This is a genomic window from Pseudomonas sp. QC2 (assembly GCF_002859085.1).
Classification (GTDB): domain Bacteria; phylum Pseudomonadota; class Gammaproteobacteria; order Pseudomonadales; family Pseudomonadaceae; genus Aquipseudomonas; species Aquipseudomonas petroselini.
Genome location: NZ_PKKS01000018.1, coordinates 194640 through 215740 on the forward strand (window position 1 = coordinate 194640; position 21101 = coordinate 215740).

Annotated in this window: 18 protein-coding genes; 8 read left to right on the forward strand and 10 right to left on the reverse strand. The window is 61.6% G+C overall.

All coding sequences use genetic code 11. The features are described from left to right. Positions 1-15: 15 nt before the first annotated feature. The 5 genes from pstB to QCBJ_RS16880 all read right to left on the reverse strand — a co-directional run bounded on the left by pstB (position 16) and on the right by QCBJ_RS16880 (position 7496). A complete protein-coding gene (gene pstB / locus QCBJ_RS16860; RefSeq protein WP_015886578.1) occupies positions 16-849 on the reverse strand; it encodes a phosphate ABC transporter ATP-binding protein PstB in 834 nt (277 codons plus the stop codon). 67 nt (positions 850-916) lie between these two features. Next, the gene (gene pstA / locus QCBJ_RS16865) at positions 917-2587 is read right to left on the reverse strand and encodes a phosphate ABC transporter permease PstA (protein ID WP_102061221.1); all 1671 of its coding nucleotides are present in this window, start codon (positions 2585-2587) and stop codon (positions 917-919) included. A 15-nt stretch (positions 2588-2602) separates the two neighbouring features. After that, on the reverse strand, positions 2603-4636 hold the full coding sequence (locus QCBJ_RS16870; protein WP_173390418.1) for an ABC transporter permease subunit: 2034 nt from the start codon (positions 4634-4636) through the stop codon (positions 2603-2605). Between the two features lie 384 nt (positions 4637-5020). Continuing rightward, positions 5021-6007, reverse strand: a complete 987-nt coding sequence (locus QCBJ_RS16875; protein WP_015886581.1) for a phosphate ABC transporter substrate-binding protein PstS — start codon at positions 6005-6007, stop codon at positions 5021-5023. Positions 6008-6206: 199 nt separating this feature from the next. Beyond that, complete coding sequence (locus QCBJ_RS16880; protein WP_015886582.1) at positions 6207-7496, reverse strand: MFS transporter; 1290 nt, start codon at positions 7494-7496, stop codon at positions 6207-6209. A gap of 406 nt (positions 7497-7902) precedes the next feature. Between QCBJ_RS16880 and QCBJ_RS16885 the strand changes: the two genes are divergently transcribed. Together QCBJ_RS16885 and QCBJ_RS16890 are read left to right on the forward strand one after the other, a co-directional pair. Then, positions 7903-8307: an acyl-CoA thioesterase gene (locus QCBJ_RS16885; protein WP_003176975.1), complete on the forward strand. Its 405-nt coding sequence runs from the start codon at positions 7903-7905 to the stop codon at positions 8305-8307. 57 nt (positions 8308-8364) lie between these two features. Beyond that, positions 8365-9264: a D-hexose-6-phosphate mutarotase gene (locus QCBJ_RS16890; protein ID WP_102061222.1), complete on the forward strand. Its 900-nt coding sequence runs from the start codon at positions 8365-8367 to the stop codon at positions 9262-9264. 122 nt (positions 9265-9386) lie between these two features. Here the strand turns inward: QCBJ_RS16890 and QCBJ_RS16895 are convergent, their stop codons facing one another. The 5 genes from QCBJ_RS16895 to QCBJ_RS16915 all read right to left on the reverse strand — a co-directional run bounded on the left by QCBJ_RS16895 (position 9387) and on the right by QCBJ_RS16915 (position 13181). Then, complete coding sequence (locus QCBJ_RS16895) at positions 9387-9923, reverse strand: DUF3299 domain-containing protein (RefSeq protein ID WP_017135795.1); 537 nt, start codon at positions 9921-9923, stop codon at positions 9387-9389. Positions 9924-10001: 78 nt separating this feature from the next. Continuing rightward, positions 10002-10247, reverse strand: a complete 246-nt coding sequence (locus QCBJ_RS16900) for a GlsB/YeaQ/YmgE family stress response membrane protein (RefSeq protein WP_015886585.1) — start codon at positions 10245-10247, stop codon at positions 10002-10004. Positions 10248-10352: 105 nt separating this feature from the next. Next, positions 10353-11438, reverse strand: coding sequence for a 5-(carboxyamino)imidazole ribonucleotide synthase (locus tag QCBJ_RS16905; RefSeq protein WP_015886586.1), 1086 nt, complete (start codon positions 11436-11438; stop codon positions 10353-10355). A gap of 11 nt (positions 11439-11449) precedes the next feature. Beyond that, on the reverse strand, positions 11450-11941 hold the full coding sequence (purE, locus tag QCBJ_RS16910) for a 5-(carboxyamino)imidazole ribonucleotide mutase (protein WP_003176980.1): 492 nt from the start codon (positions 11939-11941) through the stop codon (positions 11450-11452). A 331-nt stretch (positions 11942-12272) separates the two neighbouring features. Next, positions 12273-13181 (reverse strand): LysR substrate-binding domain-containing protein, encoded by a 909-nt coding sequence (locus QCBJ_RS16915; RefSeq protein ID WP_010566930.1) that lies wholly within the window; start codon positions 13179-13181, stop codon positions 12273-12275. 182 nt (positions 13182-13363) lie between these two features. On the opposite strand from QCBJ_RS16915, the gene aspA reads away from it, so the two are divergent. The 6 genes from aspA (at position 13364) to QCBJ_RS16945 (ending at position 20985) form a co-directional block, all read left to right on the forward strand. Then, complete coding sequence (aspA, locus tag QCBJ_RS16920; protein ID WP_025854459.1) at positions 13364-14788, forward strand: aspartate ammonia-lyase; 1425 nt, start codon at positions 13364-13366, stop codon at positions 14786-14788. A gap of 392 nt (positions 14789-15180) precedes the next feature. Further along, positions 15181-16626, forward strand: coding sequence for a sodium:alanine symporter family protein (locus tag QCBJ_RS16925; protein ID WP_015886589.1), 1446 nt, complete (start codon positions 15181-15183; stop codon positions 16624-16626). Between the two features lie 78 nt (positions 16627-16704). Further along, positions 16705-17685, forward strand: coding sequence for an asparaginase (locus QCBJ_RS16930; RefSeq protein WP_064053214.1), 981 nt, complete (start codon positions 16705-16707; stop codon positions 17683-17685). A gap of 51 nt (positions 17686-17736) precedes the next feature. Next, positions 17737-18729 carry an AraC family transcriptional regulator gene (locus QCBJ_RS16935; protein WP_043206075.1) on the forward strand — a complete coding sequence of 331 codons (993 nt, stop codon included), beginning with the start codon at positions 17737-17739 and terminating at the stop codon, positions 18727-18729. 133 nt (positions 18730-18862) lie between these two features. Beyond that, complete coding sequence (locus QCBJ_RS16940) at positions 18863-19897, forward strand: histone deacetylase family protein (protein WP_015886592.1); 1035 nt, start codon at positions 18863-18865, stop codon at positions 19895-19897. Then, positions 19894-20985: a polyamine ABC transporter substrate-binding protein gene (locus QCBJ_RS16945; RefSeq protein WP_064053211.1), complete on the forward strand. Its 1092-nt coding sequence runs from the start codon at positions 19894-19896 to the stop codon at positions 20983-20985. The genes QCBJ_RS16940 and QCBJ_RS16945 overlap by 4 nt, the downstream gene beginning before the upstream one ends. The last annotated feature ends 116 nt before the right edge of the window (positions 20986-21101 follow it).

Below are 21101 nucleotides of genomic sequence, written 5' to 3' on the forward strand. Positions count from 1 at the left end.
CAGAACCACAGCTTCCTAGCCGTAGCGACCGGTGATGTAGTCTTCGGTCTGCTTCTTCGCCGGATTGGTGAACAGGGTATCGGTGTCGCCGAATTCCACCAGCTTGCCCATGTACATGAACGCGGTGTAGTCGGAAACCCGCGCCGCCTGTTGCATGTTGTGGGTCACGATGACGATGGTGAACTTGGACTTGAGCTCGTAGATCAGCTCTTCGACTTTCAGCGTCGAGATCGGATCGAGGGCCGAGCAGGGCTCGTCGAGCAACAGCACTTCCGGTTCCACCGCGATGGTACGGGCGATCACCAGACGCTGCTGCTGGCCGCCGGACAGGCCGAGCGCCGATTCGTGCAGGCGGTCCTTGACCTCGTCCCACAGGGCCGCGCCCTTGAGGGCCCACTCCACCGCTTCGTCGAGGATGCGTTTTTTGTTGATGCCCTGGATACGCAGGCCATAGACCACGTTTTCGTAGATGGTCTTGGGGAACGGGTTGGGCTTCTGGAACACCATGCCCACCCGGCGACGCAGCTCAGCCACGTCTTCGCCCTTGCGGTAGATGTTGGTGCCGTAGAGGTTGATGGCACCGTCGACGCGGCAACCGTCCACCAGGTCGTTCATGCGGTTGAAGGTGCGCAACAGCGTGGACTTGCCGCAGCCCGACGGGCCGATAAAGGCGGTCACGCGCTGCTTGGGGATGTTCATGCTGACGTCGAACAGCGCCTGCTTTTCACCGTAGTACAGGCTCAGGCCCGGCACTTCGATGGCCACGGTTTCCTGGGCCAGGCTCAGGCTCTGCTTGTCGCGACCCAGGGCAGACATGTTGATGCCGTGGGAATGGGTGTCATGTTGCATGGGAGGCTCCCTGTGCTACCAATTTTGTGTGTGGGAGGGGGCAAGCCCCCTCCCACATTGAAAAGCTTTAGCTGTCTAGCGCTTTGTATTTTTCGCGCAGGTGGTTACGGATCCACACCGCCGACAAGTTGAGCGTGGCGATCACCAGCACCAGCAGCAAGGCAGTGGCGTACACCAGCGGCCGTGCGGCTTCGACGTTGGGGCTCTGGAAGCCGACGTCATAAATATGGAAGCCCAGGTGCATGATCTTCTGGTCCAGGTGCAGGTACGGGTAGTTACCGTCCAGCGGCAGCGACGGCGCCAGTTTCACCACGCCCACCAACATCAGCGGCGCCACTTCACCGGCGGCGCGGGCCACGGCGAGGATCATGCCGGTCATCATCGCCGGGCTGGCCATCGGCAGCACGATCTTCCACAGCGTTTCGGCCTTGGTCGCGCCGAGTGCCAAGGAACCTTCACGCACGGTGCGGGGAATCCGCGCCAGGCCTTCTTCGGTGGCCACGATCACCACCGGCACCGCCAGCAGCGCCAGGGTCAGCGAGGCCCACAGCAGGCCCGGGGTACCGAAGGTCGGGGCCGGCAGGGCCTCGGCGAAGAACAGGCGGTCAACCGAGCCACCCAATACATACACGAAGAAACCCAGGCCGAACACGCCGTAGACGATGGCCGGTACGCCGGCCAGGTTGTTCACGGCGATACGGATGATGCGTGTCAGGGTGTTCTGCTTGGCGTATTCACGCAGGTAAACCGCTGCCAGCACGCCGAACGGGGTCACGATCATCGCCATGATCAGGGTCATCATCACGGTGCCAAAGATGGCCGGGAAGATTCCGCCTTCAGTGTTGGCTTCGCGTGGGTCGTCGCTGAGGAATTCCCAGACCTTGCTGACGTAGAAACCAATCTTGGTCATCGTGCTCATGGCGTTAGGCTGGTAGGCGTGCACCACTTTGCCGATGCCGATTTCAATTTCCTTGCCGTTGCCATCGCGAGCGGTCAAAGCGTCACGGTTGAACTGGGCGTGCAGGTCGGCCAGGCGCGCTTCGATGTCCTGGTAACGGGCATTCAATTCGGCGCGGTCAGCGTCCATGTCGGCCTGGGCGGCGGCGTCGAGCTTGCCTTCCAGTTCCAGTTTGCGGCCATGCAGGCGGATACGCTCCAGGCCGGCGTTGATCGCGCCGATGTCGGATTTTTCCAGGGTCTTGAGCTGGGCGGCCAGCTTGTTCACACGGTCGACACGGGCCTGCAGCTCCGGCCACGCGGCCTCACCTTCAGCGATCACCTTGCCGTCCTGCTTCACGTTGACCAGGGTGCCGTAGAAATTGCCCCACTCACGCCGCTCGATGGTCATCAGGTTCGCAGGCGTGGTCTGGTCCTTGAGCCACTCGCCGACGATCCAGGTGAAGTCGTTGCCGTTCAGGTCGCGGTTACCGACCTTGATCAGCTCGCGCGTCATGAACTCCGGGCCTTGGTCCGGCACCGGCAGGCCAGCGCTTTTCAGGCGCTCGCGCGGCACTTCTTCTTTCTGCACCACTTCGCCGATGACGATATGGTTTTCCTGGCCCGGTACGTTGTAGTTGGCCTGGATCAGGTCGGCCGGCCAGAAGTGGCCCAGGCCACGTACCGCAATCACGGCCAGCAAACCAATGGTCATGATGACCGCGATGGACACCGCGCCACCGCTGATCCAGACGCCGGGGGCGCCGCTCTTGAACCATCCATTCAGGGAGTTCTGTTTCACAGACTTCTACCTTTCTTAAAGCGACGAGTATTTCTTGCGCAGACGCTGACGGATCAGCTCGGCGAGGGTGTTCATGATGAAGGTGAACAGCAGCAGCACCAGCGCCGAAAGGAACAGCACACGATAGTGGCTGCCACCGACTTCCGATTCCGGCATTTCCACCGCGACGTTCGCCGCCAGCGTGCGCAGGCCCTCGAACAGGTTCATCTCCATCACCGGGGTGTTACCGGTGGCCATCAACACGATCATGGTCTCGCCGACGGCGCGGCCCATGCCGATCATCAGCGCCGAGAAAATCCCCGGGCTGGCGGTGAGGATGACCACGCGGGTCATGGTCTGCCACGGCGTGGCGCCGAGGGCCAGGGAGCCCAGGGTCAGGCCACGCGGCACGCTGAACACGGCGTCTTCGGCGATGGAGTAGATGTTCGGGATCACCGCAAAACCCATGGCCAAACCGACCACCAGAGCATTGCGCTGGTCGTAGGTGATGCCGAGGTCGTGGGAGATCCACATGCGCATGTCGCCGCCGAAGAACCAGGTTTCCAGGTACGGGCTCATGTACAGCGAGAGCCAACCCACGAACAGGATCACCGGGATCAGGATCGCGCTTTCCCAGCCATCCGGCACCCGCAAGCGGATCGACTCAGGCAAACGGCTGAACACAAAGCCGGCCACCAGGATGCCAATCGGCAACAGCATCAGCAGGCTGAAAATGCCCGGTAGATGCCCCTCGACATACGGCGCCAGGAACAGCCCGGCGAAGAAGCCGAGGATGACCGTCGGCATCGCTTCCATCAATTCGATCACCGGCTTGACCTTGCGGCGCAGGCTCGGGGCCATGAAGTAGGCGGTGTAGATCGCGGCGGCAACGGCCAGTGGCGCAGCCAGCAGCATGGCGTAGAACGCGGCCTTCAGGGTGCCGAAGGTCAGCGGGGCCAGGCTCATCTTGGGTTCGAAGTCGGTGTTGGCGGCGGTCGATTGCCAGACGTACTTGGGCTCGTCGTAGTTTTCGTACCAGACCTTGCTCCACAGCGCGCTCCAGGACACTTCCGGGTGCGGGTTGTCGAGCAGCAACGGTTGCAGCTTGCCGCCGGCTTCCACAATCACACGGTTGGCCCGCGGCGACATGCCGTACACGCCCTGGCCGTCGACCACCGGGTCCACGAGCAGGGTGCGGTGGGCGGTGCTGTGGAACACGCCGAACTTGCCGGAAGCGTCGAGGGCGGTGAAGCCTTTGCGGCGCTCTTCGGCGGAGATTTCAATGATGGGCGTAGTGCCCATCTGGAAAGTACGGATCTGTTTGAAGCGCTGCTCGCCATCCGGATCACGGGCCATGAACCACTGGGCCAGGCCGCCTTTGGAGTTACCAATGATCAACGAGATACCGCCCACCAATTGCGTACTGGCGGTGACTTCGGCGTTACCGTCTTCCAGCAGTTTGTAGCGACCGTTGAGGCTCTTGTCGCGCAGGCTGAACACATCGGCGAGGGCGCGGCCGTTGATCACATACAGCCATTGCTGGCGCGGGTCGATAAAGATCGCCTTCACCGGCTCGGTCATTTGCGGCAGTTCGACACGCTTCTGCTCGCTGGTGACTTCGCCGGTCATCATGTTTTCTTCGCGGCTCAGGGTCAGCACGTTCAGGTACGAACCGGCCGAGCCTGCAATCACCAGCGAGGTGTCAGTGGCGTTGAGGGCGACGTGCTCCAGCGGGCGGCCAGCGTCATCCAGCACGATCGGTGTTTCACCGTAGGGGTATTCGATCGCCGGAGAGATGGTTTTCTTGCCGTCCGGGTAGGACACCTTATAGGTATGGCGGAACACTAGGGACTGGCCGTTGGACAAGCCGAGGATCACCAGCGGGCTGCCCGGCTGGTCTTCACCTATGGAGACGACAGTCACGCCAGCCGGGAGCGGCAGGTCGACACGCTTGAGTTCGGCACCGGTCGTCACATCAAAGAACAACGCCTGGCCCTTGTCGGAAACCCGCATGGCGACTTGGTTCTGTTCTTCAAGCGAGATCAATAGCGGCTTGCCGGCGTCCTGCATCCAGGCGGGCGTCAGCGCATCTTCCTTGGTCAGCGAGGCGCCTTGGAACAACGGCGCGACGACATAGGCCAGGAAGAAGAAAATCAGAGTGATGGCGCCGAGGACGGCGAGGCCGCCGACCAGCACATACCAACGGGTGAGGCGATCCTTGAGCGCGCGAATGCGGCGCTTGCGTTGCAGCTCAGGCGTATTGAAGTCAATGCGCTTGGGGGGAGAAGTCGTCGTCATGGTGGAATTGGCCAGATCATTCATGCGCACACCCTAGCGATCCTGTATGACAGAAAGATGACAGTGCAGTGACGCAACAAATCCGCCGCGAAGCAGGGCTGGCAGCGGACTAGAAAATTCGGGTGCGGAGCCGGCAGGCCGGCTCCGCAAAGGCAATCAGTTGCCTTCTTTCAGGCCCAGGTCAGCCAGCGCCTTGGCGGCGACTTTGGCTGGCAGTGGGATGTAGCCGTCTTTCACCACAACTTCTTGGCCCTGCTTCGACAGCACAAGCTTCACGAACTCAGCTTCCAGTGGGGCCAGCGGCTTGTTCGGGGCTTTGTTGACGTACACGTAGAGGAAACGCGACAGCGGGTATTTGCCGTTCAGGGCGTTTTCTTCGGTGTCTTCGATGAAGTCAGTGCTGCCTTTTTTGGCAAGGGCCACGGTCTTCACGCTGGCGGTCTTGTAGCCGATGCCCGAGTAACCGATGCCGTTCAGCGAGGAGCTGATCGACTGCACGACCGAAGCCGAGCCTGGTTGTTCGTTCACGTTTGGCTTGTAGTCGCCTTTGCACAGGGCTTCTTCTTTGAAGTAGCCGTAGGTGCCGGATACCGAGTTACGACCGAACAACTGCACCGGCTTGTTGGCCAGGTCGCCGGTCACACCCAGGTCGCCCCAGGTTTTCACGTCGGCTTTAGCGCCGCACAGACGAGTCGAAGAGAAGATCGCGTCGACTTGTTCCATGGTCAGGTGCTGGATCGGGTTGTCCTTGTGCACGAATACCGCCAGAGCATCCACGGCGACCGGGATAGCGGTTGGCTTGTAGCCGTACTTCTGCTCGAAGGCCGCCAGTTCGGTGTCCTTCATCTTGCGGCTCATCGGGCCCAGGTTGGAGGTGCCTTCAGTCAGCGCAGGTGGCGCGGTAGCGGAGCCGGCAGCTTGAATCTGAATGTTGACGTTCGGGTATTCCTTTTTGTAACCCTCGGCCCACAGGGTCATCAGGTTAGCCAAGGTATCGGAACCGACGCTGGACAAGTTGCCCGACACACCAGTGGTCTTAACGTAAGCCGGGATTGCCGGATCAACACCAGCGGCCACCGCGTTGGCGGTCGCAACGCCAGCAGCGACAAAAGTCATTGCCGCCATCAAACGTTTCAGTTTCATGCCTTGCTCCTAGCAGATAGGGATAGTTGGATCGGGGCCAAGTATCGGGAGGCCGTGTGAACACTCTATGTCCGCAATGTGACAATTAGATGAAAGGCCACTACTGAGAAGCGCAGGCTTATGAGGCGCAAAATATTGAATGAACACCGTCACTGTGGCGAGGGAGCTTGCTCCCTCGCCACAGGGGATCGGGTTGGTGTCAGCGTCCGCGCTTCCACAGATACCCGCCCACTGCCATCCCCATCACACACAGGGCAGCTACGTAGTAGGCCGGGCCCATCGGGCTTTCCTTCATCAGCAGCGACACCGCCAACGGCGTCAGGCCGCCGAACACGGCGTAGGCCACGTTGTAGGAGAACGACAAGCCACTGAAACGCACTACCGGCGGGAAGGCCTTGACCATTACATACGGCACCACGCCGATGGTGCCCACGAACAAGCCGGTCAAGGTGTACAGCGGGAACAACCAGTCAGGATGCGCAAAGAGGCTGTGGTAAAGCGTCCAGGAAGTCGCGAGCAACAGTGCGCAACCGGCCACCAGCACGCGGCCAGCACCAAAGCGGTCGGCCAATGCGCCGGAGGCGATGCAGCCCAGGCTCAAGGTGACGATGGCCAGGCTGTTGGCCTGCAGCGCAACGGTCGGGCTGAAGTGATAAACCGTCTGCAGCACGGTCGGGGTCATCAGGATGACCACGACGACGCCGGCCGACAGCAGCCAGGTCAGCAGCATCGACAACACGATGGCGCCGCGGTGATCACGCAGCACGGCGCGCAATGGCAGCTCGGCGGCCAGGGTCTTGCGCTGCTGCATCTCGGCGAAGATCGGGGTTTCATGCAGCCAGCGGCGCAGGTACACCGACAGCAGGCCGAACACACCACCCAGCAGGAACGGGATACGCCAGGCGTAATCCGAGACCTGCTCCGGGCTATAAAGCGTGTTGATCGCAGTGGCCACCAGCGATCCCAGCAGGATCCCGGCAGTCAGGCCGCTGGTCAGCGTGCCGCAGGCGTAGCCGATGTGGCGTGGCGGTACGTGCTCTGAAACAAACACCCAGGCGCCCGGGACTTCACCACCGATGGCCGCGCCCTGGATGATGCGCATCAGCAGCAACAGGACTGGCGCCCACAGGCCGATCTGCGCGTAGGTTGGCAGCAGGCCCATGATCAGGGTCGGCACGGCCATCATGAAGATGCTCAGGGTGAACATCTTCTTGCGGCCCAGCAGGTCACCGAAGTGCGCCATGATGATGCCACCCAGCGGGCGTGCCAGGTAACCGGCGGCGAAGATGCCAAAGGTCTGCATCATGCGCAGCCATTCGGGCATGTCGACGGGGAAGAAGAGTTTTCCGACCACGGTGGCGAAAAACACGAAAATGATGAAATCATAAAACTCCAGCGCCCCGCCCAAGGCAGACAGCGACAGGGTTTTGTAGTCGTTGCGGGTCAGCGGGCGCGACGGTTGCGCACTGCTTGCGGGCACGGAGGACATGGCAAGGCTTCTCTTATAGTAGTCAGCTTGATAAGGACGGCACGCCCGGGACTTGCGGCGGTCTGGCAAGATAGCAAATCGCTTGTAAAAGCACAGCGCCAGGAGAACAGTTGCGCGCAAAAGCCGCGATACAGCGCCTATTTACCGACCAAATGAGCGCCGGGAGGTCGTCGTGGCGCCAGGGTCTCGATATACTCGGCCCTTGCAAGCGCAAGACCCGCAGTCTTGAGGGGCTGCTGTGCCAAAACGTCGTTGGGTGCCGTCCAGCCGATTTGGCAGAGTTTCCCTTTAGTACGCCTTACGAGAAACGCATCACGCGGTGTATGTTGGTGCTGAAACGTTTTTTTCGAAGACGGCTATCCACTTGAAATACCCATGAAGCGTCACGGGTCAGAGGCCCCTCGGCATGATCGAACTCGAACAAGAAGATCCTATCCCGCAAGGCGACCTCGCCCTGCAAATCACCGCACTGCCGCGTGAAACCAACGGTTTCGGCGATATCTTCGGCGGCTGGCTGGTCGCCCAGATGGACTTGGCCGGCACCGCCATGGCCAGCAAGGTGGCAGGTGGTCGCGTGGCCACCGTGGCTATTGATCGAATGGCGTTCCTGGTACCGGTCGCGGTCGGTGCGCAGCTGTCCTTCTATACCCAGGCCCTGGAAATCGGCCGCAGCTCGATCCAGATGATGGTCGAAGTGTGGAGCGACGACCCGCTGTCCAGCGAATGGCGCAAGGTGACAGAGGCGGTGTTTGTATTCGTCGCTATCGATGGCAGCGGCCGCACGCGTTCCGTGCCTTCACGCGCGCGTTAAACCTCGCGGGTTTTTGACGGTCAATTGCCCCATTGCCTGCCATTAAGAGTGTCTGTTATGCCTACGCCCCACGTTGAGACCGTAAAGATCGACGAACTGGACTGCTGGCGCATCCGCCACAACGGCGCCGAGCTGATGATTGCCCAGCAGGGCGCACATATATTCAGTTACGGGCGCGAGGGCGAGCAGCCGCTGATTTGGCCGAACCCTGAGGCAATGTTCAAGAAAGGCAAAGGCATTCGTACCGGCGTACCGGTGTGCTGGCCGTGGTTTGGCGTGTTTGACCGTAACCCGCAGAGCGTTAAGGCCATGCGCCAGAGCGATCAGCCGGCCGGTGCTCACGGCTTTGTGCGTACAGCACTGTGGGAATTAGCCGACACCACACTCGAAGGCGAAGCGCTGCGGGTGGACCTGCAACTACCGGTTCCCGCAGGCGGCTTCCCCGGCTGGCCTCATCAGGTCGACCTGACCCTGAGCCTGCTGCTGGACGACCAACTGCATATCCGTCTGACCAGCCATAACCGTGGTACCGAGACAGTGACACTCAGCCAGGCGCTGCACACTTACTTCGCCGTCAGCGATGTACGTAACGTGCAGGTCGAAGGGCTGGACGGTGGGGCCTATATCGACACCGCCGACGGTTGGACCGAGAAGACGCAATCCGGTCTGCTGCACTTCACCGCCGAAACCGACCGCATCTACCTCGACACGCCGTCCCAGCTGAATATTGTCGATAAAGACTGGCAGCGCCGCATTCAGCTCACTGCCGAGGGCTCGAAATCGACCGTGATCTGGAACCCCTGGACCGAACGCGCCAAGGCGTTCGACGACATGGCCGACGATGGCTGGCAGGGCATGCTGTGCATCGAGACGGCGAATGTGCTGGATGATGTGGTGAGCCTGGCCCCAGGTGAAAGCCACACCTTGGGCGTGAGCATCACCGCTGTCGCCCTGTAGGAACGCCGATCAAAATGTGGGAGGGGGCTTGCCCCCGATCGCTGTCTATCAGTAGCAAATGTGCTGACTGATCCACTGCTATCGGGGGCAAGCCCCCTCCCACATTGGTTATATGTTGCCCTTTAAAGATCGGATTCCTTTACCACCCGCACTTTCCCCGCATCCAGCGCATACGCCGCATCCGCCAGGTCGTTATTCACCTTCTCCACCTTCAACGTGCCCGTGACCCACAGCGGCGTGTAGATGTCGTCCAGCTTCAACCCCTTGGGATAGCGCACCAGCACCAACTGGTTAGGTGGCGGAGGCGGCACGTGGATGCAGGCGCCTGGGTACGGCACCAGGAAAAACAGGGTGCTGCGACCCTTGGCGTCGGTCTCCAACGGTACTGGATAGCCGCCAATTCGGATGTTCTTGCCATTCATGGCGGCCACGGTCTTGGTGGAGTACATCACCGCCGGCAAGCCTTTGCTCTGCTTCAGGCCACCTTTGTCGGTGAACGTGCCTTGGGCTTCGGGGGAGTTGTGGTCGATCTCGGGCATGGCTTCGAGGGCTTTTTGATCCGACAGCGGCATCAGGTCAAGCCAATCGGTTTCCGGCAGTTCGCCGGCGTGGGCCAGGCCAGAGCCTAGTAATAGGAGCGTAAACAGAAGACGGCGCATGGAGAGGCTCGACAAGGTTAACAGTGTCGGCATTCTAGCCCCCTGCGCCAGCGCAGCGCAGAGGGCCGTGACGCTAAATCATTTTTTTCGCAGCAGGCCGTAGATCACCAGCAGCACGATGGCGCCGATCAGCGCACCGAGGAAACCTGCGCCTTGACCTGCCTGGTAGATGCCCAGGGCCTGCCCACCGTAGGTGGCGACCAAGGAACCTGCGATACCCAGCAGGATGGTCATGATCCAGCCCATGCTGTCGTCGCCTGGCTTCAGGAAACGCGCCAGCAGGCCGACGATCAAGCCGATAAAGATGGTTCCGATGATACCCATGGCATTTCCCTCTGATTGAATTGAGCTATGCCAAAGCCTAGTCAGGCTTTGGCATCCTGCAATCAGAGGATGGCGGTCACCGAATGGTTCCCGCCGAGTCCAGGCTTATTGCTCGGCGATCAGCGCCTCGACCTTGAGGATCTGCGCTTGCAGGGTCGCGCGGTCCTTGCAACGCAGGTTGGCGTGGCCGACCTTGCGCCCGGCCTTGAAGGCCTTGCCGTAGTGATGCAGATGGCAGTCGTCGATGGCGATGACTTTTTCCACTGGCGGTACCACACCGATGAAATTGAGCATGGCGCTCTCGCCGACCTTGGCCGTGGAGCCCAATGGCAAGCCCGCCACCGCCCGCAGGTGGTTTTCGAACTGGCTGCACTCGGCGCCTTCGGTGGTCCAATGCCCGGAGTTGTGCACGCGCGGGGCGATTTCGTTGGCCTTGAGGCCACCGTCGACTTCAAAGAACTCGAACGCCATCACGCCGACGTAATCCAGTTGCTTGAGCACACGGCTGGAATAGTCTTCGGCCAAGGCCTGCAGCGGGTGGTCGGTGCTGGCCACGGACAGCTTGAGGATGCCGCTGTCGTGGGTGTTGTGCACCAACGGGTAGAAGCGGGTTTCGCCATCACGGGCACGCACGGCGATCAGCGAGACTTCGCCGGTGAACGGCACGAAGCCTTCCAACAGGCAGGCGACGCTGCCCAGCTCGGCGAAGGTGCCGACCACATCGGCAGCCGTGCGCAGGACTTTCTGGCCCTTGCCGTCATAACCCAAGGTGCGGGTTTTCAGCACGGCCGGCAGGCCGATGCTGGCGACTGCAGCATCCAGGTCTGCCTGGGACTGGATATCGGCGAAGGCCGGGGTCGGGATGCCCAGGTCCTTGAACATGCTCTTTTCGAACCAGCGGTCGCGGGCGATGCGCAAGGCTTCGGCGCTTGGGTACACCGGTACGAACTGCGACAAGAACGCAACGGTTTCGGCCGGGACGCTTTCGAACTCGAAGGTGACCAGGTCGACTTCGTCGGCCAGTTGGCGCAGGTGGTCCGGGTCACTGTAGTCAGCGCGCAGATGCTCACCCAGCGCGGCCGCGCAGGCGTCCGGCGCCGGGTCCAGGAAAGCGAAGTTCATTCCCAGCGGGGTTCCGGCCAGGGCCAGCATGCGACCCAGTTGGCCGCCACCGATTACACCGATTTTCATCGTCAACAACCTCAGGCGATACGTGGGTCTGGATTGTCCAGCACGCTGTCTGTCTGTTCAGCACGGAATTTTTTCAGCACCGCGTGGAACTGCGGGTGCTTGGCGCCCAGGATGCTGGCGGACAGCAAGGCTGCGTTAATCGCACCGGCCTTGCCGATCGCCAGGGTCGCCACCGGAATGCCCGCAGGCATCTGCACAATGGACAACAGCGAGTCCACGCCCGAGAGCATCGCCGACTGCACCGGCACGCCGAGCACCGGGAGGTGGGTCTTGGCCGCACACATGCCTGGCAGGTGCGCTGCACCACCGGCACCGGCGATGATCACCTCGATGCCACGGGATTCTGCTTCATCGGCATACTGGAACAGCAAATCCGGAGTGCGGTGGGCGGAGACCACTTTCACTTCGTAGGGAATGCCGAGTTTTTCCAGCATATCGGCGGTGTGGCTAAGGGTGGACCAATCGGACTTGGAGCCCATGATCACGCCAACCAATGCACTCATCGTCGTGCCTCTTCTCTCTGGGCGCCCACAGGCGCGTCAAAAAACAACAAGCCACGCGGGAAATCCGGCGTGGCTTGGTGTACGAATTAAGGCCGGTTGGACCGGCCGAAGGCCGCGCAGTATACCGTAATAATGCAGATAAACAGCCCCTGGAATGACCATCTGTCCAGTGGCGCAAAGCGGCGGTTTTATTGACTTAAGAGTCAGCCAAATCACCACAAAACCCTGTGGGAGGTGGCTTGCTCCCGATGACGGTGTGTCAGGCACTTATCTGTCACTGATACACCGCTATCGGGGGCAAACCCCCTCCCACATTTGCCCGGTGTCAGGTTCAAGTATTCTGCGCCGCGCCACCTTCCAGTTTTCGCCACAACAACCGCACATTCGCCTTGCGCACCAACGCGCAGCGATACAAGCGGATCTCCAATGGCACATGCCATTGCGGACCGCCGCAGACAACCAGTTCTCCGCGAGCGAGTTCGGCGCGCACGCTCAACTGTGGCACCCAGGCAATGCCCAGGCCTTCCAACGCCATGCTCTTGAGGCTATCGGCCATGGCAGTTTCGTAAACCGTCGTAAAACGCAGGGCGCGTTGGCGCAACAGTAAATGCACCGAGCGGCCGAGGAACGCGCCAGCGCTGTACGCCAGCAGCGGCACACTGCCCTCGCCTTCCAGGTCAAACAACGGTTTACCGTCGGCATCAGCGGCGCACACCGGGAGCATCTCGGTGTTGCCCAGGTGCAGGGACGGGAAGATTTCGGCGTCCATCTGCATGGCGGCGTCCGGGTCGTAGAACGCCAGCATCAGGTCACACCCCCCTTCGCGCAGGGCGTGCACGGCGTCACCGACGTTGGTGGCGACCAAGCGGGTGGCAATGTTCAGGCCTTCGTTGCGCAGCTGTGCGATCCAGCGGGGGAAGAAGCCCAGCGCCAACGAGTGAGCCGCCGCCACTTGCATGACTTCGCCCTGCCCACCTTCCAAGTGGTGCAAATGGCGCAGCACTTCACCGAGCTGTTCCACCACGGTGCGCGCCGTGACTAAAAACAACTGCCCCGCCGCCGTCAGCTCTACCGGCGTACGCGAGCGGTTGACCAGGGTCAGGCCCAACGCGGCTTCCAGGCTGCGGATACGTCGACTGAACGCCGGCTGGGTGACGAAGCGTCGCTCGGCGGCCTGGGAAAAGCTGCGGGTCGCTGCCAGGGCACTGAAGTCTTCCAGCCATTTGCTCTCAAGGTTCATCACGTCCTCCCACGGGTACGCACCATTTTGGCACACACGCCCGCCATCATAGCTGGGTCACACTCACATTATGCCGTTTGTGCATAGGCCAGTGTTTAACAGCATTGGCCCAAAAACTTCCACAAGCCTAGCATTCGCAGCGTTCCGGCCAGTTCCGGGTCCATATCGAGATGATTTCCGTCATGTCCTCCGCTGCATCATTCCGCACAGAAAAAGACCTGCTTGGCGTACTCGAAGTACCTGCCCAAGCGTATTACGGCATCCAGACCCTGCGAGCGGTGAATAACTTCCGCCTCTCGGGCGTTCCGATTTCGCATTACCCGAAATTGGTGGTCGGCCTGGCAATGGTCAAGCAAGCGGCGGCAGATGCCAACCGCGAGCTCGGTCAGCTCAGCGAAGCCAAGCACGCTGCCATCAGCGAAGCCTGTGCCCGCTTGATCCGCGGCGACTTCCACGAAGAGTTCGTGGTGGACATGATTCAAGGCGGCGCCGGCACTTCAACCAACATGAATGCCAACGAAGTCATCGCCAACATCGCGTTGGAGGCCATGGGCCACAACAAGGGCGAGTACCAGTACCTGCACCCCAACAACGACGTGAACATGGCGCAGTCGACCAACGACGCCTACCCGACCGCGATCCGCTTGGGTCTGCTGCTGGGCCATGACGCGCTGCTGGCCAGCCTCGACAGCCTGATCCAGGCATTCGCCGCCAAGGGCGTCGAGTTCAGCCACGTGCTGAAAATGGGCCGCACCCAATTGCAAGACGCCGTGCCGATGACCCTCGGCCAGGAATTCCGCGCCTTCGCCACCACCCTCGGTGAAGACCTGGCGCGCTTGAAAACCCTGGCGCCAGAGCTGCTGACCGAAGTGAACCTGGGCGGCACCGCCATCGGTACCGGCATCAACGCCGACCCGCGTTACCAAGCCCTGGCGGTACAACGCCTGGCGGTGATCAGCGGCCAGCCGGTTGTGCCTGCCGCCGACCTGATCGAAGCCACCTCCGACATGGGCGCCTTCGTGCTGTTCTCCGGCATGCTCAAGCGCACCGCAGTGAAACTGTCGAAGATCTGCAACGACCTGCGCCTGCTGTCCAGCGGCCCACGCACCGGCATCAATGAGATCAACCTGCCGGCGCGCCAGCCAGGCAGCTCGATCATGCCCGGCAAGGTCAACCCGGTAATCCCGGAAGCGGTTAACCAAGTCGCGTTCCAAGTGATCGGTAACGACCTGGCCCTGACCATGGCAGCCGAAGGCGGCCAACTGCAGCTGAACGTGATGGAGCCGCTGATCGCCTTCAAGATCTTCGACTCGATCCGTCTGCTGCAACGCGCCATGGACATGCTGCGCGAACACTGCATCGTCGGCATCACCGCCAACGAAGCGCGCTGCCGCGAACTGGTGGAGCATTCCATCGGCCTGGTCACCGCGCTGAACCCGTACATCGGCTATGAAAACGCCACCCGCATCGCCCGCATCGCCCTCGAAAGCGGCCGCGGCGTGCTGGAACTGGTGCGCGAAGAAGGCTTGCTCGACGACGCCATGCTCGACGACATCCTGCGCCCCGAAAACATGATCGCTCCACGCTTGGTCCCGTTGAAGGCCTAAGCGTCTGTTGCACTGCTCACCAGGCTGAGGGACTAGACACCTCTCACCTTTTGAGGGCCTGAAGGCTCGTTCTTCAGGCCCTTTTTTTTGCCCCAAGGTTGTGAAATGACGCCCATAAAAACTCCAATATCGCCCTGCAAATCCACCGCCCCCTCAGTCGCATGGCTGAAACCTTTAATCAGCCCGAGCAGACGGATCTCGTTCGCCTAGGTATAGTGCCGCCCCTCTTCGCGTGTGCGGCCGTCGGTAACGAGGCCCAGGTACAACGCGAAACCGCATGAATAACAACCCGCAAAAGGATTGGGGTCGAACTGTCGCGCACTGCCTGGTGCGATGCGATGGCGTCGAACCGTCCTGCGTTTGCCATTAGAAAAATCAGCGAGGAACACTCCATGCTCGAAGTCATCAACGACTTCCTCTCAGGGAAAGTACTGATCGTGCTCATTGTCGGGCTCGGCGGTTATTTCACGATTCGCTCGCGTTTCGTACAGTTGCGCCACTTTTTCCACATGTTCTCAGTGTTCAAAGACAGCCTGAAGAGCAGCTCCGGCCAGCTCAGTTCGTTCCAGGCGCTGATGCTCAGCCTGGCCGGCCGCGTCGGTGCCGGTAACATCGCCGGTGTCGGCATTGCCGTGACATTGGGTGGCCCAGGTGCCGTGTTCTGGATGTGGGTCACCGCGCTGGTGGGCATGTCTTCGAGCTTTATCGAGTGCTCCCTCGGCCAGCTGTACAAACGCACTGACGCCGAAGGCACCTACCGTGGCGGCCCCGCGTATTACATCCAGCACGGCCTGCACAAGCGCTGGCTGGGTATGGTCATGGCGTTCCTGCTGCTGGTGACCTTCGGCTTTGCCTTCAACGGCCTGCAAGCCCATGCCGTGACGCACTCGCTGAACAACGCTTTCGGCCTGGACACCACCTACACCGGCCTGGCCCTCGCAGTATTGCTGGGCTTGGTGTTCATCGGCGGGATCAAGCGCATCGCTTCGATCGCCGACCTGCTGGTGCCGGTCAAGACCCTGGTCTACATCGCCGTGACCCTGTACGTGATCGTGCTGCAGTTCGACCACGTACCCGCCATGCTCGCAACCATCGTCAAGAGCGCGTTCGGCCTCGACCAGGCCTTCGGCGGCCTGGTGGGCAGCGCGATCATCATGGGTGTTAAGCGCGGCGTGTTCGCCAACGAAGCGGGTTTGGGCAGTGCGCCTAACGTGGCGGCGGTGGCCTCGGTAGAACACCCGATCGCCCAAGGCGTGGTGCAAGCGTTCAGCGTGTTCCTCGACACGTTCGTGATCTGTACCTGCACCGCCTTGCTGATCCTGCTCTCCGGTTTCTACACCCCAGGCTTCGAAGGCGACGGCATTGCCCTGACCCAGAACTCCCTGGCGGCCGTGGTCGGTGATTGGGGCCGCATGTTCATCTCGGTGGCCCTGGCGTTGTTCGTGTTCACCTCGATCATGTACAACTACTACCTCGGTGAGAGCAACCTGCGCTTCCTGGTGGGTAACAACCGCAAAGTGCTGATGGGCTATCGCGCACTGGTGCTGGTGCTGATTTTCTGGGGTTCCATCGAGAACCTGGGCACCGTGTTCGCCTTCGCCGACATCACCATGACGATGCTGGCGTTCGTTAACCTGTTCGCCCTGGCGTTCCTGTTCAAGATCGCCATGCGCATCCTGAACGACTACGACAACCAGCGCGCCGCCGGCATCAAGACCCCGGTGTTCGACTCCAGCCAGTTCCCAGACCTGGACCTGGACCGCAAGGCCTGGCCGGCCAATCCGGCAAAACCGGACGTTGCCGTCTCGGCTGAACTGAACGCTCAAGCGCAACGCTGAGCGTAGATAGATGACACGCCGCCTGGCCTTGGGCATGCTCTGGGCCCGGCGGCGTTTTTCGTTCAGGAGAGTGTTCAGATGACCCAACCAGCCCAAAACGTCATGGTGCTCTACACCGGCGGCACCATCGGCATGCAGGCCAGCGCCAACGGCCTGGCACCCGCATCCGGTTTCGAAGCGCGCATGCGCGAGCAACTGGCCCATCAGCCAGTGCCTGCGTGGCGATTCCGCGAAATGGCCCCGCTGATCGACAGCGCCAACATGACCCCGGCCTACTGGCAACAATTGCGCATCGCGGTCGTCGAGGCCGTGGAAGGCGGCTGCGACGCAGTACTGATCCTGCACGGCACCGACACCTTGGCCTACAGCGCGGCAGCCATGAGCTTTCAATTGCTGGGCTTGCCGGCGCCGGTGGTGTTCACCGGTTCCATGCTGCCCGCCGGCGTGCCCGACAGCGACGCCTGGGAAAACGTCAGCGGTGCCCTGGCAGCATTGGGCCAAGGCCTGGCGCCCGGTGTGCAGTTGTACTTCCATGGCGCACTGATGGCGCCGACCCGTTGCGCGAAGATCCGCAGCTTTGGTCGCCATCCGTTTGCAGCCTTGCAGCGCAACGGCGGCGTGGCCAAGGCCGAGGCCATTCCTGCAGCGCTGGATTATCGCCAAGCCAAAGCCCTGGCCAACGTCGGCGTGCTGCCGTTGGTGCCGGGCATCGGCGCCGGGCAACTGGATGCGCTGATCGACAGCGGCCTCCAGGCGCTGGTCCTCGAATGCTTCGGCAGCGGCACCGGGCCAAGCGATAACCCGGCGTTCCTGGCCAGCCTCCAGCGTGCCCACGACCAAGGTGTGGTGGTGGTCGCGATCACCCAATGCCATGAAGGCGGCGTGGAGCTGGACGTGTACGAAGCTGGCAGCCGGTTACGCGGCGTCGGCGTACTGTCCGGTGGTGGCATGACCCGCGAAGCGGTGTTCGGCAAGCTGCAGGCCCTGCTCGGTGCGAGTCTTGCGACGCCTGAGGTCCGCCGCCTGGTGGAACTGGACCTGTGCGGCGAACTGAGCTGAGCGGCATATAACTTGCTCCCCTTCCAGCCATCTCCTGGCTGGAAGCCCCCCATGCTGCACTCCCACCTCACGACCCTCAACGCGGTCTCGCTGGTGCTCAGTACCTTCAAGGCCGAAGGCTGGCCCGCCGAGACGCTGCTGGCCGGCAGCGGTATCTGCGCGGCGGACTTGAGCCGCGCCGACACGCGCATCGCCACGCATCAGGAGATGCAGGTGTGCGCCAATGCCGTGGCTCTGCAGCGCGATATCGGCCTGATCGTGGGGCGCCGCATGCATGTATCGTCCTACGGCATGCTCGGCTATGCCCTGCTCACGAGTGCCACTTTCGGTGACGCTTTGCGCCTGGCCCTGCGTTATCCGGCGCTGTTGGGAACACTGTTCGAGCTGAGCCTGGAGGAGGACGGCGGACGTATCTGGTTCACCGCGGGCGATTATCGCGATAACCCGGCCCTGACCGCCTTCAATGTCGAGCTGTGTCTCGGGTCGCTGAAGGTCATTTGCGACGACCTGCTCGGCCATCCACTGCCCTTGCTGGGCGCGCGCTTCGAGCACGATGCACCGGATTATCAAGCGCGCTACGCCGAGAGTTTCGACTGCCCGTTGCAGTTCCAGGCCACCGCCAATGCGTTCGCCTTTGACACACGCTGGCTCGCCCAGCCTTTGCCGCTGGCCGACAGCGTGACCCACCAGGCCATGGCCGAGCGCTGCCGTAAACAGAACACCGAATTCACCGGGCGCGAAGCCTGGCTGGGGCGAATCCGCCAATTGCTCGCGGCGCAACTGCACGCCGCACCCGGGCTGGATGGCCTGGCCCAACAGATGAACTGTTCGCCACGCACCCTACGCCGACACCTGCATGACCTGGGCTGCAGCTATCAGGAACTGCTGGATGAGCTGCGTTTCGAACGCGCCAAGCAATTGCTGGCGCAAGACCAATGCCCCATCTACCGGATTGCCGAGCAGTTGGGCTTCAGCGAGACCGCCAGCTTCCGGCATGCCTTCGTGCGCTGGAGCGGCGTGGCACCGAGCCAATTTCGCGCATGACGCGCTATTGAGGGGCGAATTACGGACAGAAAATCTGGCCATATTTATCCCCTTTTGGCCGCTCTTGCCGTTCTCATAACCTCCGCCGCCAGCAAGACTGCAGGCACCGATACCGCCTGCGGAGAACAACAATATGCTGACGATCTACTCAGACGATCACCACCTGCACCACGGCCGTTGTGAACTGATGGACGGGCAACTGATGCCCTGCTTTGAAATGCCCTCGCGCGCCGACCATGTGCTGCAGCGGGTCAAGGACCGTGAGCTGGGCGCCGTCCAAGCCCCGCAGGACTTTGGCCTGGCGCCGCTGCAACGCATCCACAGCCGTGACTACCTCGACTTCTTCAAAGGTGCATGGCAACGCTGGACCGAGTTCGGCCAGGACGGCGACCTGCTGCCCTACACCTGGCCGGCCCGCACCTTGCGCCGCGTATTGCCCACCAGCCTGCACGGCCAACTCGGTTATTACAGCTTCGACGGCGGCGCCCCGATTACCGCCGGCACCTGGCAAGCCGCCTATAGCGCGGCCCAAGTGGCGCTGACGGCGCAACAGGCAATCCAGCAAGGCGCCCGCAGTGCCTTCGCCCTTTGCCGGCCACCGGGCCACCACGCCGCCAGTGACTTGATGGGCGGCTATTGCTACCTCAACAACGCCGCCATTGCAGCCCAGGCGTTTCTCGACCAGGGCCACCGAAAGGTCGCGATCCTGGACGTGGACTACCACCACGGCAACGGCACCCAATCGATCTTTTATGCGCGCAACGACGTGCTGTTCACCTCGATCCACGGTGACCCGGCGGCGGAGTTTCCGTTTTTTCTCGGCTATGCCGACGAACTGGGCGAGGGCGCGGGGGCAGGCTTCAATGTCAACTACCCGTTGCCCGCCGGTTCCGGCTGGGAGCGCTGGAGCGCAGCGCTGGAACAGGCCTGCAACGAGATTGAACGTTATGGGGCCGACATCATTGTGGTGTCCCTGGGGGTGGACACCTTCAAGGACGACCCTATCTCGCAATTCAAACTCGACAGCCCGGATTACCTGGCAATGGGCGCACGCATCGCCCACTTGGGCAGACCCACGCTGTTTGTGATGGAAGGCGGCTACGCGGTGGAAGAAATCGGCATCAATGCCGTCAATGTTCTCGAAGGTTTTGAAGGGGCTGCCCAATGAACATGCTCAAGTCACTTATCCTCTGCGCCACCGTTATCAGCGGCGTGGCCCACGCCGAAGAAAAAACCCTGCGCGTCTATAACTGGTTCGACTACATCACGCCCAAGGCGCTGGAGGACTTCAAGGCGCAGAACCCCGCCATCAAATTGGTGTACGACATTTTCGACACCAACGAGGCGCTGGAAGCCAAGCTGCTCACCGGCAACTCCGGGTATGACGTGGTGGTGCCGTCCAACGTGTTCCTGGCCAAGCAGATCGAGGCCGGCGTATTCCAGCCGTTGGACCGCAGCCAGTTACCGAACTGGAACCACCTCGACCCCAAGCTGATGAAGCTGATCGAAGCCAACGACCCCGGTAACAAATTCGCCGTGCCCTACATGTACGGCACTATCCTGATCGGCTTTAACCCGGACAAGGTCAAGGCCGCGCTGGGCGCCGATGCGCCGGTGGACAGCTGGGACCTGATCTTCAAGGAAGAAAACATCAGCAAGCTCAAGCAATGTGGCGTCGCGCTGCTGGACTCCCCCTCGGAAATCCTGCCCCTGGCCTTGCAGCACCTGGGGCTGGACCCCAACAGCAGCAACCCCAAGGATTATGAAAAAGCCGAAGCGTTGCTGCTGAAGATCCGCCCCTCTGTCACCTACTTCCATTCCTCCAAGTACATGGCCGACATCGCCAACGGCGACATCTGCGTAGCCGTCGGTTACTCAGGCAGCTTCTCCCAGGCCGCCAACCGCGCCAAAGAGGCCAAGAACGGTGTCACCGTGGACATGCGCCTGCCCAAGGAAGGGGCACCGATCTGGTTCGACATGCTCGCCATTCCCAAAGGCGCAAAAAACCCGCAGGACGCCTACACCTTCATCAACTACTTACTGCAACCGGCCGTGATCGCGCCCATCAGCGACTTTGTCGGTTACCCCAACCCGAACAAGGACGCCACCGAGCAGGTCGACCCGTCGATTCGCAACAACCCCAACCTGTACCCGACCGAGGCGGCCATGGCCACGCTGTACACCTTGAAACCGCTGACCCGGGATGCCGAGCGCGCCAGGACCAGGGCCTGGACCAAAATCAAGTCGGGTACCTGATCGCCGATTCCACCGCAGGGCCTGAGGGGTTGACCTTGACTTAACTACCGCTCGCCGAGTGGGCAACATCCTTACTGTGAGAAAAACGCCGCTACGCACCCTAGCGGCCCCTTTCT

Bases quoted from the DNA above. Each gene is read 5' to 3' on its own strand.
- QCBJ_RS16945 (WP_064053211.1), top strand. From the start codon at position 19,894: ATGAACATGCTCAAGTCACTTATCCTCTGCGCCACCGTTATCAGCGGC.
- QCBJ_RS16905 (WP_015886586.1), bottom strand. From the start codon at position 11,438: ATGAAAATCGGTGTAATCGGTGGCGGCCAACTGGGTCGCATGCTGGCC.
- pstB (WP_015886578.1), bottom strand. From the start codon at position 849: ATGCAACATGACACCCATTCCCACGGCATCAACATGTCTGCCCTGGGT.
- QCBJ_RS16875 (WP_015886581.1), bottom strand. From the start codon at position 6,007: ATGAAACTGAAACGTTTGATGGCGGCAATGACTTTTGTCGCTGCTGGC.
- QCBJ_RS16890 (WP_102061222.1), top strand. From the start codon at position 8,365: ATGCCTACGCCCCACGTTGAGACCGTAAAGATCGACGAACTGGACTGC.
- QCBJ_RS16915 (WP_010566930.1), bottom strand. From the start codon at position 13,181: ATGAACCTTGAGAGCAAATGGCTGGAAGACTTCAGTGCCCTGGCAGCG.
- QCBJ_RS16935 (WP_043206075.1), top strand. From the start codon at position 17,737: ATGCTGCACTCCCACCTCACGACCCTCAACGCGGTCTCGCTGGTGCTC.
- QCBJ_RS16870 (WP_173390418.1), bottom strand. From the start codon at position 4,636: ATGCAGGACGCCGGCAAGCCGCTATTGATCTCGCTTGAAGAACAGAAC.
- QCBJ_RS16940 (WP_015886592.1), top strand. From the start codon at position 18,863: ATGCTGACGATCTACTCAGACGATCACCACCTGCACCACGGCCGTTGT.
- QCBJ_RS16900 (WP_015886585.1), bottom strand. From the start codon at position 10,247: ATGGGTATCATCGGAACCATCTTTATCGGCTTGATCGTCGGCCTGCTG.
- QCBJ_RS16880 (WP_015886582.1), bottom strand. From the start codon at position 7,496: ATGTCCTCCGTGCCCGCAAGCAGTGCGCAACCGTCGCGCCCGCTGACC.
- QCBJ_RS16925 (WP_015886589.1), top strand. From the start codon at position 15,181: ATGCTCGAAGTCATCAACGACTTCCTCTCAGGGAAAGTACTGATCGTG.
- QCBJ_RS16885 (WP_003176975.1), top strand. From the start codon at position 7,903: ATGATCGAACTCGAACAAGAAGATCCTATCCCGCAAGGCGACCTCGCC.
- QCBJ_RS16895 (WP_017135795.1), bottom strand. From the start codon at position 9,923: ATGCGCCGTCTTCTGTTTACGCTCCTATTACTAGGCTCTGGCCTGGCC.
- aspA (WP_025854459.1), top strand. From the start codon at position 13,364: ATGTCCTCCGCTGCATCATTCCGCACAGAAAAAGACCTGCTTGGCGTA.
- QCBJ_RS16930 (WP_064053214.1), top strand. From the start codon at position 16,705: ATGACCCAACCAGCCCAAAACGTCATGGTGCTCTACACCGGCGGCACC.
- purE (WP_003176980.1), bottom strand. From the start codon at position 11,941: ATGAGTGCATTGGTTGGCGTGATCATGGGCTCCAAGTCCGATTGGTCC.